Source organism: Pseudomonas sp. GD04091 (genome assembly GCF_029836165.1).
Lineage (GTDB): Bacteria > Pseudomonadota > Gammaproteobacteria > Pseudomonadales > Pseudomonadaceae > Aquipseudomonas.
This window is the reverse complement of record NZ_JAOEBG010000011.1, coordinates 25,228-39,539: the sequence shown is the minus strand read 5'-3', so window position 1 is coordinate 39,539 and position 14,312 is coordinate 25,228. Positions and strand designations below refer to the sequence as shown.

The 14,312-nt window shown below is 64.7% G+C and carries 15 protein-coding genes; 9 read left to right on the top strand and 6 right to left on the bottom strand.

Annotated elements, in window-relative coordinates; all coding sequences use genetic code 11:
- Positions 1–41 precede the first annotated feature (41 nt).
- Positions 42–455: a large-conductance mechanosensitive channel protein MscL gene (gene mscL, locus N7422_RS15060; RefSeq protein WP_279807279.1), complete on the top strand. Its 414-nt coding sequence runs from the start codon at positions 42–44 to the stop codon at positions 453–455.
- Between the two features lie 39 nt (positions 456–494).
- On the opposite strand, the gene N7422_RS15055 is transcribed toward mscL, so the two are convergent.
- Entirely contained in the window at positions 495–1,271 is a 777-nt protein-coding gene (locus N7422_RS15055; protein WP_279807278.1) for a ferredoxin--NADP reductase, read from the bottom strand.
- Positions 1,272–1,487: 216 nt separating this feature from the next.
- On the opposite strand from N7422_RS15055, the gene N7422_RS15050 reads away from it, so the two are divergent.
- The gene (locus N7422_RS15050; RefSeq protein WP_279807277.1) at positions 1,488–2,192 is read left to right on the top strand and encodes an autoinducer binding domain-containing protein; all 705 of its coding nucleotides are present in this window, start codon (positions 1,488–1,490) and stop codon (positions 2,190–2,192) included.
- Between the two features lie 77 nt (positions 2,193–2,269).
- Positions 2,270–3,394, top strand: a complete 1,125-nt coding sequence (locus N7422_RS15045) for a methyltransferase (protein ID WP_279807276.1) — start codon at positions 2,270–2,272, stop codon at positions 3,392–3,394.
- Between the two features lie 65 nt (positions 3,395–3,459).
- Here the strand turns inward: N7422_RS15045 and N7422_RS15040 are convergent, their stop codons facing one another.
- From N7422_RS15040 to N7422_RS15030, 3 genes are read right to left on the bottom strand one after another with little or no spacing between them, the layout of a single operon-like run.
- A complete protein-coding gene (locus tag N7422_RS15040; protein WP_279807275.1) occupies positions 3,460–3,600 on the bottom strand; it encodes a DUF2474 domain-containing protein in 141 nt (46 codons plus the stop codon).
- A 12-nt stretch (positions 3,601–3,612) separates the two neighbouring features.
- Entirely contained in the window at positions 3,613–4,620 is a 1,008-nt protein-coding gene (gene cydB / locus N7422_RS15035) for a cytochrome d ubiquinol oxidase subunit II (protein ID WP_279807274.1), read from the bottom strand.
- A gap of 1 nt (position 4,621) precedes the next feature.
- Entirely contained in the window at positions 4,622–6,058 is a 1,437-nt protein-coding gene (locus tag N7422_RS15030; RefSeq protein ID WP_279807273.1) for a cytochrome ubiquinol oxidase subunit I, read from the bottom strand.
- Positions 6,059–6,401: 343 nt separating this feature from the next.
- Here N7422_RS15030 and N7422_RS15025 point away from each other — a divergent pair, with 343 nt between their 5' ends.
- The 5 genes from N7422_RS15025 (at position 6,402) to N7422_RS15005 (ending at position 11,751) form a co-directional block, all read left to right on the top strand.
- Positions 6,402–7,622, top strand: a complete 1,221-nt coding sequence (locus tag N7422_RS15025; RefSeq protein ID WP_279807272.1) for an MFS transporter — start codon at positions 6,402–6,404, stop codon at positions 7,620–7,622.
- A gap of 245 nt (positions 7,623–7,867) precedes the next feature.
- Positions 7,868–9,163 (top strand): NCS2 family permease, encoded by a 1,296-nt coding sequence (locus N7422_RS15020; protein ID WP_279807271.1) that lies wholly within the window; start codon positions 7,868–7,870, stop codon positions 9,161–9,163.
- Positions 9,160–10,245, top strand: a complete 1,086-nt coding sequence (trmA, locus tag N7422_RS15015) for a tRNA (uridine(54)-C5)-methyltransferase TrmA (protein WP_279807270.1) — start codon at positions 9,160–9,162, stop codon at positions 10,243–10,245. Before N7422_RS15020 ends, trmA begins: the two co-directional genes overlap by 4 nt.
- A gap of 58 nt (positions 10,246–10,303) precedes the next feature.
- Positions 10,304–11,209 (top strand): LysR family transcriptional regulator, encoded by a 906-nt coding sequence (locus N7422_RS15010; protein WP_279807269.1) that lies wholly within the window; start codon positions 10,304–10,306, stop codon positions 11,207–11,209.
- A gap of 104 nt (positions 11,210–11,313) precedes the next feature.
- Entirely contained in the window at positions 11,314–11,751 is a 438-nt protein-coding gene (locus tag N7422_RS15005) for a cupin domain-containing protein (RefSeq protein ID WP_279807268.1), read from the top strand.
- A gap of 114 nt (positions 11,752–11,865) precedes the next feature.
- Here N7422_RS15005 and pcaG read toward each other — a convergent pair whose 3' ends face one another.
- Together pcaG and pcaH are read right to left on the bottom strand one after the other, a co-directional pair.
- A complete protein-coding gene (gene pcaG, locus N7422_RS15000) occupies positions 11,866–12,471 on the bottom strand; it encodes a protocatechuate 3,4-dioxygenase subunit alpha (protein WP_279807267.1) in 606 nt (201 codons plus the stop codon).
- Between the two features lie 11 nt (positions 12,472–12,482).
- Positions 12,483–13,202, bottom strand: coding sequence for a protocatechuate 3,4-dioxygenase subunit beta (pcaH, locus tag N7422_RS14995; protein ID WP_279807266.1), 720 nt, complete (start codon positions 13,200–13,202; stop codon positions 12,483–12,485).
- 174 nt (positions 13,203–13,376) lie between these two features.
- Here pcaH and N7422_RS14990 point away from each other — a divergent pair, with 174 nt between their 5' ends.
- Positions 13,377–14,261: a neutral zinc metallopeptidase gene (locus N7422_RS14990; RefSeq protein ID WP_279807265.1), complete on the top strand. Its 885-nt coding sequence runs from the start codon at positions 13,377–13,379 to the stop codon at positions 14,259–14,261.
- Positions 14,262–14,312 lie beyond the last annotated feature (51 nt).

Sequence of the window (14,312 nt, the reverse complement as noted above, 5' to 3'; positions counted from 1 at the left end):
ACACTCCGATTACCTCTCCATTCGTAACAAGGGAATACAGCATGGGCATGCTCAGTGAATTCAAGGCCTTCGCGGTCAAGGGAAATGTCGTCGACATGGCGGTGGGTATCATCATCGGCGCGGCGTTCGGCAAGATCGTGTCGTCCTTCGTCGGCGACGTGATCATGCCCCCCATCGGCCTGCTGATCGGCGGTGTGGACTTCAGCGACCTGGCCATCACGCTCAAGGCCGCCGAAGGCGATGTGCCGGCGGTGATGCTGGCTTATGGCAAGTTCATCCAGACCATCCTCGACTTCGTGATCGTCGCCTTTGCCATCTTCATGGGCGTGAAAGTGATCAACCGCCTCAAGCGTGAAGAGGCCGTGGCGCCGAGCGCCCCCCCCGTGCCGACCCCCGAGGAAACCCTGCTGACCGAGATCCGCGACCTGCTCAAGGCGCAGAACCGCCAGCCCTGAAACACCCTGTGAAAACGGCGCCCGAGGGCGCCGTTTTACTTACCAGTAGTTTTCCACCGCCACCTGTCCTGGCCGCTTGCTCAGGCTCAGTTGCAGGTCGCGGGCCTTGAGCACCTTGCGCGTCTCGTCGATCATTTCCGGGTTGCCGCACAGCATGATCCGCGAGTGTTCCGGCGACAGCTCGAGCCCCGCCACCTTTTCCAGTTCGCCATTCTCGATGAGCGTGGTGATCCGCGCGTTCAGCGCGCCTGGATGCCGCTCCCGGGTCACCACCGGTATGAACTGCAGCTTGCCGGCGAACTCGGCGAGATACTCGCGCTGTTCGAGCTCGGCAATCTCGTCCACATAGGCCAGTTCCTTCGCTTCGCGCACCGAATACACCAGCTTGATGTTGTCGAAACGCTCCCAGGCCTCGAAGTCCTGCAGGATCGACATGAACGGCGCGATCCCGGTACCGGTGGCCAGCAACCACAGGTCACGCCCGCCGACGAAGCGATCGAGGGTGAGGAAGCCGAAGGCCTGGCGGTCGATCATCAGCGTATCGCCCTCGCCAAGGCGGCTCAGCTCACTGGTGAATTCGCCCCCCGGCACCACGATCGAAAAGAAGTCCAGGTGTTCGTCATGGGGGGCGCTGACCATCGAATAGGCACGCCAGACCACACTACCATCCGCCTTGGTCACACCCAGTCGCGCGAACTGCCCGGCACGAAAACGGAAGCCCGCATCGCGGGTGACCCGCAGGGAGAACAGGTTGGGCGTCAAGGGCTGGACGTCGAGCAGGGTCTGGCGGGTGAATTTGTCAGCGCTGGCGGTCATGACGGGCTCCATGGTTCGAATGCGCCAAGTGTCGCGCAAAGCGGCCAGGATAAAAACCGTCGGTTTGTAGGGCATCGTTTATGGCATGCAACAAATAGCTAAGAATGCGCGGCAGGTATAGCAAAAAAAACCAGCGCAGATTTAGGACATTTCCTACACTAGCTCCGGTACAGCGCACGCATTGGATCCAGAACGGCGTGAAGGGGAGTGCCATCGATGCCACAGTGGAAAAGTGAACAGCTCGAGATATTGCTGGAGCAACAGGAACCACAGGCCCTGCTGGGCAAGGCCGTGGAGTTGGTACAGGCACTGGACATGGAGTTCCTCGGCTTGTCGCTGCACCTGCACATCGCCGCCCATAGCCCGCAGGTGGTGCTCTACAACAATTACCCGCGGGAATGGAACGAGCGCTACCAGAAGGAAAATCTGATCGCCATAGATCCGGTGGTTTCCAACTGCCACCGATCCACCCTGCCCGTGCTCTGGAACGACGAACTGTTCCGCGAAGTCCCGCACGTGCGCGAAGGAGCCTGCGCGCACGGCATCACCCATGGCTGGACCCAGTCGGTCCACGACCTGCGGCATAACGAGACCCAGCTCAGTGTGTCCAGGCCCAGGCACGCCGTCGATCGCCATGAGCTCTACGAGAAAGGCGCCCAGGTGATGTGGCTGTGCAACACCTTGCATGCGGTACTCAGCGAATACCATCTGGCCAAGATCAGCCCCTTGCCGCAACTGAGCGAACGCGAGCTGGAAGTGCTCAAATGGTCTGCCGCCGGCAAGACCGCCGCCGATGTGGCGACCATCCTGTCGCTGTCGACCAGCACCGTGAACTTCCATATCCGCAGCGTCATCACCAAGACCAACGCCGCCAACAAGGCCGGGGCCATCGCCATCGCCGCCATGCGCGGCCTGCTCTGACCCAACGCTAGCCCCTGTGGCGTACAAAGCCCTGTAGAATCGCCCCCTCACGCAGATTCGCAGCAGAGCCCCTTGTCATGCCCCTGTTCAACAGCCCCTTCGCCGACCTCGACCTGATCCGCCAGCCGGAGCAGGCCAACGACCCCCTGCTGGCTTTCGATGCCGCCGACCAGTACCTGCTGGAACACCTGGCTGCCCAGTCACCCACCGCAGGTTGCAAGGTGCTGGTACTCAACGACAGTTTCGGGGCGCTGGCCACGAGCCTGGCCGGCCACCTGCAGGTGACCAGCAGCGGCGACTCGCACCTGGCGCGCATGGCGCTGGAAAAGAACCTGGCACGCAATGACAAGCCGTTCGATGCGGTGCCTTTCGTGACAGCCAGCGAAACCTGGCAGGGCCCGTTCGACCGCGTGCTGGTGCGCGTGCCCAAGACGCTGGCGCTGCTGGAAGAGCAACTGATCCGCCTGCAGGGCCAGCTGGCCCCCGGAGCCCAGGTGATCGCCGGTGCCATGATCAAGCACCTGCCGCGCGCCGCCGGCGACCTGATGGAAAAGTACATCGGTCCGGTCCAGGCATCGCTGGCGCAAAAGAAGGCCCGGCTGCTCACCGCCACCGTCGCCGGACGAGCGGCCACGCGCTCGCCCTACCCGACCCGCTACCACCTGGATGAACCGGCCCTGGAGCTGGTCAACCATGCCAACGTGTTCTGCCGCGAGGGCCTGGACATCGGCACCCGCGCCTTCCTGCCGCACCTGCCACGTGACCTCGGCCGCGCCCGCGTCGCAGACCTGGGCTGCGGCAATGGCGTGCTGGCCATCGCCAGCGCCCTGCTCAACCCGGATGCGCACTACACGCTGGTGGACGAGTCGTACATGGCGGTGCAGTCGGCGCGGGAGAACTGGCAGGCGGCGTTGGGTGCCCGCGAGGTGGAAATCCGCGCGGCGGATGGCCTGGCCGGCCAGGAACGACAGTCGCTGGACGTGGTGCTGTGCAACCCGCCGTTCCACCAGCAGCAGGTGGTGGGCGACTTCCTCGCCTGGCGCATGTTCCAGCAGGCCCGGGAGGCGCTGGAGGTCGGTGGCGCGTTGTACATCGTCGGCAACCGCCACCTGGGCTACCACAGCAAGCTGGCGCGGTTGTTCCGGGGCGTGGAACAGGTGGCGGCGACGCCGAAGTTCGTGGTGCTCAAGGCCAGGAAATAAAGCATCGCGGGGCAAGTCGCAGCGTCGAACCGCCGCTGCGACTTGCCCCGCGATGGATCAAAGGCTTAGTGAGTACTAAGGCCCGCCGCACTCATGAACATGCGCATGCCATAGGCGACCACCCCAAGCGCCGCCACGCTCAACACCCAGATCAGCACCAGCCAGCCCAGGCGCTGCCACAACGGCTTCTTCTCTTCGACAGTCATTGCCTGGCACTCCTAGTGATAGCCATCGTCATGGGTCACCTTGCCGCGGAACACGTAGTAGCTCCAGTAGGTGTAGCCCAGGATGAATGGCAGGATGAACAGCGTGCCGACCAGCATGAAGCCCTGGCTCTGCGGCGGCGCCGCGGCGTCCCAGATGCTGATGGACGGCGGGATGATGTTCGGCCACAGACTGATGCCCAGGCCGCTGTAGCCCAGGAAGATCAGCACCAGGGTCAGCAGGAACGGCGTGTAGTGGGCGTTGCGCGCCACCGCGCGAAGCAGTCCGTAGAAGGTCACCAGCACCAGGATCGGTACCGGCATGAACCAGACCAGGTTAGGCATGCTGAACCAGCGTTCGGCGATCTGCGGGTAGGCGATCGGCGTCCACAGGCTGACGATGCCGATCACCGCCAGCAGCACCAGCGCCAGCGGCCGGGCCACATCGTGCATCTTCTTCTGCAGCGGTCCTTCGGTCTTCATGATCAGCCAGGTGCAGCCCAGCAGGGTGTAGGCGACGATCAGGCCCAGGCCGGAGAACAGCGTGAACGGGGTCAGCCAGTCGAGCGTGCCGCCGGCGAACTTGCGGTCGACCACCTTGAAGCCCTCGATGAAGGCCCCCAGGGCCACGCCCTGGAAGAAGGTCGCCACCAGCGAGCCCCAGATGAACGCCTTGTCCCAGATATGGCGTTTGTGGGGCCGGGCCTTGAAGCGGAACTCGAAGGCCACGCCACGGAAGATCAGGCCCACCAGCATCAGGATCAACGGCAGGTACAGCGCCTCGAGCACCACCGAGTAGGCCAGCGGGAAGGCACCGAACAGTGCCGCGCCTCCCAGCACCAGCCAGGTTTCGTTGCCGTCCCACACCGGGGCGACGGTGTTCATCATCACGTCACGGTCACGCTCGTCCTTGACGAAGGGGAAGAGCATGCCGATCCCCAGGTCGAAACCATCCATCACCACGTACATCATGACGCCGAAGATGATGATCACGGCCCAGATCAGCGGAAGATCGATTCCCATCTCAGTTCCCCTTGCTCAGGCGGGTGGAGTCGGCCTCATGGCCGTCATCGGCGGCGGACAACGGCCGCGCCGGCGTGCGTTTCTGGCCCGGGCCGCCAGGGGTGTGCTCATCGCCCTCGCCGGTTTGCGGGCCTTTGCGCACCAGGCGCAACATGTAGCCGATGCCGGTGCCGAACAGGGCGAAGTAGACCACCACGAACATCACCAGGGTGAAGCCGAGCTGCGCATAGCTGTGGTTGGACACGCCATCGGCGGTGCGCATCAACCCGTAGACCACCCATGGCTGGCGACCGATCTCGGTGGTGAACCACCCGGCGAGGATCGCGATCAGGCCGGAAGGCCCCATCCACAAGGTCAGGTAGAGGAACGGCCGCGAGCTGTACAGGGTGCCGCGCTTGCGCAGCCACAGGCTCCACAGGCCGACGAAGATCATCAGCAAGCCCAGGCCGACCATGATCCGGAACGACCAGAACACGATGGTCGAGTTGGGCCGGTCTTGCGGCGGGAAGTCCTTCATCGCCGGGACCTGCTTGTCCAGGCTGTGGGTGAGGATCAGGCTGCCGAGCGCCGGAATCTCGAGCTTGAAGTGGGTGGTCTCGGCTTTCATGTCGGGAATGCCGAACAGGATCAGCGGCGTCGGCTCACCGGGCTTGTTCTCCCAGTGACCTTCGATGGCGGCGATCTTCACCGGCTGATGCTTGAGCGTGTTCAGGCCATGGAAGTCGCCGATCACGGCCTGGACCGGCGCGACGATCAGCGCCATCCACATGGCCATCGACAGCATCTTGCGCACCGCCGGGTTGTCACGTCCGCGCAGCAGGTGCCAGGCCGCCGAGGCGCCGACGAAGAACGCGGTGGCGACGAAGGCCGCAGTGGCCATGTGCATCAGGCGATAGGGGAAGGACGGGTTGAAGATCACCGCCAGCCAGTCCACCGGGATCACCCGGCCATCGACGATCTCGTAGCCCTGCGGGGTCTGCATCCAGCTGTTGGAAGCCAGGATCCAGAACGTCGACACCAGCGTGCCGATCGCCACCATCACCGTGGCGAAGAAGTGCAGGCCACGGCCGACACGGTTCCAGCCGAACAGCATGACGCCGAGGAAACCGGCCTCGAGGAAGAAGGCCGTGAGCACCTCGTAGGTAAGCAGGGGGCCGGTGATGGAGCCGGCGAAGTCGGAGAACTGGCTCCAGTTGGTGCCGAACTGGTAGGCCATGACCAGGCCGGAGACCACGCCCATGCCGAAGTTGACGGCGAAGATCTTCGACCAGAAGTGGTAGAGGTCACGGTAGGTGTTGTCGCCGGTCCTCAGCCAAAGGCCTTCGAGAACCGCCAGGTAGCTCGCCAGGCCAATGGTGATGGCCGGGAACAGGATGTGAAAGGACACGGTAAAGGCAAACTGGATTCGGGCGAGCTCTAGGGCTTCCAATCCGAACATGATGCTTCCTCTTCAGATAATCCGGCGGCCGGGCCCGTGGCCCCGTCGCCCACTGCCCCCACGGGTATCGAGTGCGGCACGTTGGAATTGTTCTGTTCGATCGCGGGGATTCCGGCCCGAGGGCCAAGATCGTTGCATCTGGAACGATTGACCCAGATCAACGACTGAATGGAAGCATAGTCCTGAATGACCCATCCGGATGTGTGGTTGATTGCCGCGTGACCTGTTGCCTCACCCGCTTATGCGAAGCGCCGGGAGTTGATCCACGCGGTTTTCAGCAACCATTTGTTACAAACAGATGTTACGCTGCAGCCCCCTCTATCTCCGAGGCCGCAGGCATCCGATGTCCGATTCCACCCCGCAATTGCTGCGCCATCACCGTCCTTTCCTCGCGTTCTGGCTGGCCCGGGTGTTCACCGCCAGCGGCTTTCAGATGCTCACCGTGGCCATCGGCTGGCACCTCTACCAACTCACTAGCAATGTGCTCGACCTGGGCCTGGTCGGCCTGGTGGAATTCGCGCCGCGGGTGCTGTTCATGCTGCACACCGGGCATGTCGCCGATCGCTATGACCGGCGCAAGGTCGCGGCCTTGTGCCAGACCCTGCAGGCGCTGATCGCCCTGGCGCTGGCCCTGGGCAGCGCCAGCGACAATGTCAGCCGCGAGCTGATCTTCGTTCTCGCCTTCCTGCTGGGCGCCACCCGCTCGTTCGAGATGCCAGCGACCCAGGCACTGCTGCCCAACGTGGTGCCGCCGGGCCTGTTTCCCCGCGCGGTGGCGGCCTCGGCGTCGGCCACCCAGTCGGCGACCATCGTCGCGCCGGCAGTGGGGGGCTTGCTGTATGCCCTCGGCAGCACCTGGGTGTATGGCCCGACCGTGATCCTCTACCTCATCGCCTGCCTGCTGACCTTGAGCCTCGACGCCCGACGGCAGCAACCGCAACCCGGCCGGGCCAACCTTGACTCGTTGCTCGCCGGTATCCGCTTCATCCGCAGCCGCCCGGACATCTTCGGCGCCATCTCCCTGGACCTGTTCGCCGTGCTGCTGGGCGGTGCCACCGCGCTGCTGCCGGTGTTCGCCAAGGACATCCTGCTCACCGGCGCCTGGGGCCTGGGCCTGCTGCGCTCGGCACCGGCGGTGGGGGCGCTGCTGATGTCGCTGTGGCTGGCGCGCTTCCCGGTGGAGCGCAAGGTCGGGCTGATCATGTTCGCCTCGGTGGGCATTTTCGGTGTGGCGACCATCGCCTTCGGTCTCTCGACCTCGTTCTGGTTCTCGTTGGCGGTGCTGGTGGTGCTCGGCGCGGCGGACATGATCAGCATGGTCATCCGTGGCGCCTTCGTGCAGCTGGAGACACCGGACGAGATGCGTGGCCGAGTGAGCGCGGTGAACGGGCTGTTCATCGGTGCCTCGAACCAGCTCGGCGAGTTCGAGTCGGGGCTGACCGCGCACTGGTTTGGCACAGTGCCGGCAGTGGTGCTCGGGGGTGTCGGCACACTGGTGGTGACCGGGGTGTGGATGAAGCTGTTCCCGACGCTGACTCACCGGGACCGCATGCACAACGGCTGACAGGCCCTGCACGCTCTCATCGTGGGAGCGGGCTTGCCCCGCGATTTCAAAGACCCGGACGGTTGCGCCTGGCCTATCCGACGAAATCGCGGGCAAGCCCGCTCCCACGATAGGCCCCTGCCCCCCTTGCTGGTATGATGCGCGGCTTTTTTCCGCCCCGCACAAAACCACGGCACCCGGTACGGTCTGTGCTTTGCTGTTGGGGTCGATACATTCACGGCGCGAGGGCGCCCTGGGGAGCAGGCATGCTGGAAAGGCTGTTTCAACTGAGAGCACACAACACCAACGTGCGCACCGAGATTCTCGCGGGCGTCACCACCTTCCTGGCCATGGCCTACATCCTGTTCGTCAACCCGAGCATTCTCGGCGAGACCGGCATGGACAAGGGCGCGATCTTCGTCGCCACCTGCCTGGCCGCGGCCATCGGTTCGGTGACCATGGGCATCATCGCCAACTACCCGATCGCCCTGGCGCCGGGCATGGGCCTGAACGCCTTCTTCACCTACACCGTGGTCCTGCACATGGGCCATACCTGGCAGGTAGCCCTGGGCGCGGTGTTCCTCTCCGCGGTGCTGTTCTTCCTGCTGTCGATCTTCCGCATCCGCGAATGGATCGTGAACAGCATCCCGCTGCCGCTGCGCTCGGCGATCGCCGCCGGCATCGGCCTGTTCCTGGCGCTCATCGCCCTGCATAACGCCGGCATCGTCGTCGACAACCAGGCCACCCTGGTGGGCCTGGGCGACCTCGCGAAGCCGGCGCCGGTCCTCGCCACCCTGGGCTTCTTCCTGATCGTCGCGCTCGAGGCGATGAAAGTACGTGGCGCGGTGCTGATCGGCATCCTCGCCGTGACCGTGGCCTCGATCGCCATGGGCGTCACCCCGTTCGGCGGCGTGGTGTCGATGCCGCCGTCGCTGGCGCCGACCTTCCTGCAGCTGGACATCAAGGGCGCGCTGGACGTCGGCCTGATCAGCGTGATCTTCGCCTTCCTGTTCGTCGACCTGTTCGACAACTCCGGCACCCTGATCGGCGTGGCCAAGCGCGCCGGCCTGATGGGCAAGGACGGGCACATGCCGAAGATGGGCCGCGCCCTGATCGCCGACAGTACCGCCGCCATGGCCGGCTCCCTGCTGGGCACCTCGACCACCACCAGCTACATCGAGTCGGCAGCCGGCGTCAGCGCCGGTGGCCGCACCGGTCTCACCGCCATCGTGGTGGCGGTCCTGTTCCTGCTGGCCCTGTTCTTCGCCCCGCTGGCCGGCAGCGTGCCGGCCTTCGCCACCGCCCCGGCGCTGCTGTTCGTCGCCGTGCTGATGGCCTCGGGCCTGGCCGAAATCAACTGGGACGACGTCACCGAAGCCGCGCCGGTGGTGGTGACCGCCCTGGCCATGCCGCTGACCTACTCGATCGCCAACGGCATCGCCTTCGGCTTCATCGCCTGGACCGCCATCAAACTGATCTCCGGCCGTCGCCAAGACCTGAACCCGGCGCTGGTGATCCTGTCCATCCTGTTCGTCATCAAGCTCGGCTGGTTCCCCGCATGAGTGCTGTCTTCGACCCCGCGCAATACGACGCGCAGCTGGCGGCCAAGGCCGCCCGCCTGCGCGAGCTGCTGGCAGCGTTCGACGCCCCGGAGCCGGCGGTGTTCGACTCGCCCCGCGAGCACTACCGCCTGCGCGCCGAGTTCCGTCTGTGGCGCGAGGACGGCCAGCGCCACTACGCGATGTTCGCCCCGGGCGAGAAGCACAAGGCGATCCTGATCGACGAGTTCCCCATCGCCAGCCAACGTATCAATGACCTGATGCCGCGCCTGAAAGCCGCCTGGCAAGCCAGCGAGGCGCTGAACAACCGTCTGTTCCAGGTGGAGTTCCTCACCACCCTGGCAGGTGATGCGATGGTCACCCTGTGCTACCACCGCCCGCTGGACGAGGCCTGGGAAGCGGCCGCGCAGCAGTTGGCCGGTGACCTCGGCGTCAGCGTGATCGGCCGCTCGAAAGGCAAGCGCGTGGTGATCGGCCGCGACTACGCGGTGGAGAAACTCGACATCGCCGGACGCACCTTCAGCTACCGCCAGCCCGAAGGCGCCTTCACCCAGCCCAACGGCGCGGTGAACCAGAAGATGCTCGGCTGGGCCTTCGAAGCCATGGGCGAGCGCGCGGACGACCTGCTGGAGCTGTACTGCGGCAACGGCAACTTCACCCTGCCGCTGGCCACCCGTGCGCGTCAGGTGCTGGCCACCGAGATCAGCAAGACCTCGGTCAACGCCGCGCTGCACAACCTCGACGAGAACGGCGTGGGCAACGTGCGCCTGGTGCGCCTTTCGGCCGAGGAGCTGACCCAGGCGCTGAACGAGGTGCGTCCGTTCCGCCGCCTGGAAGGCATCGACCTGAAAAGCTACGACTTCGGCACGGTGTTCGTCGACCCGCCGCGCGCCGGCATGGACCCGGACACCTGCGAGCTGGCTCGCCGCTTCGAGCGCATCCTGTACATTTCCTGCAACCCCGAGACCCTGGCGCAGAACATCGCCCAGCTGCACGATACCCACCGTATCGAACGCTGCGCCCTGTTCGACCAGTTCCCCTATACCCATCACATGGAAAGCGGGGTGCTGCTGGTCCGGCGTTGACCCGCGACAGGACGGGGCCGCAACGGCCCCGCCACTCGCCATCAGGAGCGATGCATCGATGGATCAGTTGAGCGCCATGCAGGCCTTCCGCCGGGTCGTCGACCTCGGCAGCTTCAGCGCCGCCGCCCACCAGGCGGGCGTTTCCCATACCGTGCTGTCGCGCCAGGTGAAGAACCTCGAGCGCCACCTCGGCACCCAGTTGCTCAATCGCACCACCCGTCGCCTGCAACTGACCGAGGCCGGCGCGCTGTTCTACCGCCACTGCGTGCAGATCCTCGAGCAGATGCAGGCGATGACCCTCGAGTTGTCCGAGCACCAGCAGCAACCCAGCGGTACCCTGCGCCTGGGCGTGGCCACCGCGTTCGGCGAACTGGAGCTGGGGCGCTGGCTGCCGGATTTCGTCGAACGCCATGAACAGTTGCAGGTCGAGCTGCATTGCAGTGACCGCTTCATCGACCTGCTCGAAGAGGACATCGACGTCTGCCTGAGGGTCACCGACCACCTGCCAGACTCCAGCCTGGTCGCACGCCAACTGGCCGTCAGCGAAGTAGTGCTGGTGGCCGCGCCCGGCTACCTGGAACGGCACGGCGCCCCTGTCACCCTCGATGACCTCGCTGCGCACTCACTGCTTGGCTTCACCCAGCTGCTGCATCCACAACGGCTCCAGCTCACCGGCCCCGGCGGCGAGCGACAGGACGTACTGATGCCCAGGCGCCTGAGCGCCAACTCGCCCATCGCCCTGCGCACGGCAGCCATTGGCGGTCTTGGCATCGCCAGTTTCGATCGCTTCATCGTCCACGACGCCCTGCGCGACGGACGCCTGGTGCCCGTGCTGAAAGAATGGGCGCTGCCGTCGCGCACCCTTTACGCGGTCTACCCACAAAGCCGATACCTTGCGCCCAAGGTGCGGGCGCTGCTCGACTATGTGCAGGCGTACTATGCCGAGCCACGCTGGCTGAATTGATATGTGCTTAACTTGCACAAGTCATGGCTTGCTCACGGGGTATTTGTGCACGGGTTGAATGGTTAACCTTCGCCGCACAGTCAATTGGCGAAGGAGCCTCCCCCATGAAAGCACTGCACGCGATGTTCGCCGGCCTGACGATGGCCGCACTTGCCACCACTGCCAACGCCACTGGCGAGAAGCTGATTTCGGTGCCGGACAGCGCCACGCTGCACTGGCAAGCCGTCAGCGGTACCCAAGGCGCCGTGAGCTACGCCAATGTCGAAGGCGATCTGTTCGGCAGCGGCCCATACTCGGCCTACGTGAAATTCCGCAAAGGCACCGACAACGGCCTGCATACCCACAGCCAGACGCTGCCGACCGTAGTCCTGAGCGGTACCTTCTATGCGGTGATCGATGGCAAGCGGGTGGAATACCCGGCCGGTTCCTACTACAAGCTGCCGGCGAATCTGGTGCATGAGAGTGGTTGCACCGCGGCTGCCGACTGCCTGCTGTTCCAGTACCAGGCGGACGCCTTCGACCTGAACCCGGTCAAGGGCTGAGCCCGACGCCAGTTCATCACGCTCAGTTGGGGCTGCACAGCAGCCCCACTACCGCTTTAACTGATGGGCATTAAAACTCAAGCACTGTCTCAGATCCTCGCTCCCGACCTGCATTCAGAAGTCGAAGAACACCGTCTCCCCTTCCCCCTGAATACGGATATCGAACCGATACGCCGTCTTCCCATCCACTTCACAGCGCCTGGCGATCAGCGTCTCGCGCCGCTGCGGCTGCTCGATCAGGTTGAGCACCGGGCAGCGGGCGTTCGCCTCGCCCTCGTCATCGAAGTACAGGCGCGTATGCAGGTGGATATTGATCCCCCGGGCAAACAGGCTGATGTTGATATGCGGCGCCATCGGCACGCCCGCGGCATTGTTCACCACCCCCGGCTTGACCGTGCGCAGGGTCCACTCGCCCGCATCGAAGGTGGTGGCGGTGCGGCCAAAGCTGTTGAACGCGTTCTCGAGGTTGTACTCATCCTGGTACAGGCCATTGGCATCGGCCTGCCACACCTCCAGGAACGAGTCGCGCACCAGATGACCATTGCCGTCGTATACCTGGCCGATCAGCAGGATGTGCTCGCCCGGCGCCTCGGGCGTGGCCATGCGGTTCCAGATTTCCTGGTCACGGGTCGGATTGCCGGCCGCCTCCAGGGCGAGGCCGATGTGCACATAGGGGCCGGCGGTCTGCGAAGGCGTTTCCGGCAGCAATTCGATAGGCATGTCGGGCCTCCTCAGCGATTTTCGAAATGGGTCTGGCGCTGGCCGCGCAGGACGATGTCGAAGCGGTAGGCCAGGCAGTCCATCGGGTTGGCGTGGCTCATGTCGAGCTTGGCGATCAGCCGTTCGACCGCATCGGGGCTGGCGATCGACTTGACGATCGGACACAGCGGAATCAGCGGATCACCCTCGAAATACAGCTGGGTGATCAGCTTGGTGGCGATCGACGGGCCGCTGATGGAGAAGTGGATATGCGCCGGGCGCCAGTCGTTGGGGCCATTGCGCCACGGGTACGGCCCGGGCTTGATGGTGCGGAAGCTGTAGTAGCCGTCGCGGTCGGTGAGGCAGCGACCGACACCGCCGAAGTTCGGATCCAGTGGCGCCAGGTAGCGGTCGTTCTTGTGCCGGTAACGGCCACCGGCATTGGCCTGCCACATCTCCACCAAGGTGTTGGGGACGGGTTTGCCATACTGGTCGACGACCCGGCCGGCGACGATGATGCGCTCGCCGATCGGCAAGCCGCCATGATTGAAGTTGAGCAGCAGGTCGTGGTCATGCTCGGCGAAACGCAGGTGGGAAAAGTCCGGGCCGGTACTTTCGCTGATCGATTGCGGGATGCTGACCAACGCCTGGCGCGGGGAACGCGCCACCGAGGTCTTGTAGTCGGGGGTGAAGGCCTTGGGGTGCCAGTTGCGATCACGGATCACAAAGCGGCTGGTGTCCTGGGCAGGCATGCCGGTTTCCTCTCTTGGATTTATGGCTTGCAGTTTCCGGCAGGTCCGCTGGGATGAATATTGAAATCAACGGTCCCAGGCATAACCGTTTGGTTATGTTGCTGCAGCGGATGACGGTTCGGGCAGCACTGAACTAATCTTTGACTTCATGTTTCACGAACCGGAGAGCTCTACATGGAATGGCGAAAAGGCCGACGCAGCGACAACGTGGTCGACGCCCGCGGCGCAGGCGGCGGAGGCGGCATGCGTTTCGGCGGCGGCAAGGGCCTGGGGCTAGGTGCCATCCTGCTGATCGTCGGCATCGGCTGGCTCACCGGGCAGGACCCGCTGCAGATCCTCGGCCAGCTGGCCGGACAGATGGAACAGCAGCAGACGGCCCCGGCCAATGTCGGCAGCAAGGCACCACCGGCCAACGATGAACAGGCGGCGTTCGTCGCCTCGATCCTCGGCGACACCGAGGACACCTGGAAAGCCCTGTTCGCCCAGGCCGGCAAGCAGTACCGCGACCCCAAGCTGGTGCTGTTCAGCGGCCAGGTCAATTCGGCCTGCGGCTTCGCCTCTTCGGCGGTCGGGCCGTTCTATTGCCCGGGTGATCAGCGTGTATACCTGGACATGGCCTTCTTCCGCGAAATGGAAACCCGCTTCAAGGCCGCCGGCGACTTCGCCCAGGCCTACGTGATCGCCCACGAGATCGGCCACCATGTGCAGACCCTGCTTGGCGTCTCGGCCAAGGTCGACGCGGCGCGGCGCAGCGGCCAGCGCATGGAGGGCGACAACGGCCTGCTGGTACGCCAGGAGTTGCAGGCTGATTGCCTGGCCGGGGTGTGGGCCTACCAGGCGCAGAAACGCCTCGACTGGCTGGAGCCAGGGGACGTGGAAGAGGCGCTGAATGCCGCCAATGCCATTGGCGACGACCGTCTGCAGCAACAGGGGCAGGGCCGTGTGGTGCCCGACTCGTTCACCCATGGCACCTCGCAGCAGCGCGAGCGCTGGTTCAAGGCCGGGTTCTCCAGTGGCGACGTGAATCAGTGCGATACCTTCAGCGCGCGTAGCCTCTGACCTCGCACGGGGCCGCCACGCGGCCCCAGGCCTCCCGTAAAACGCAAACGT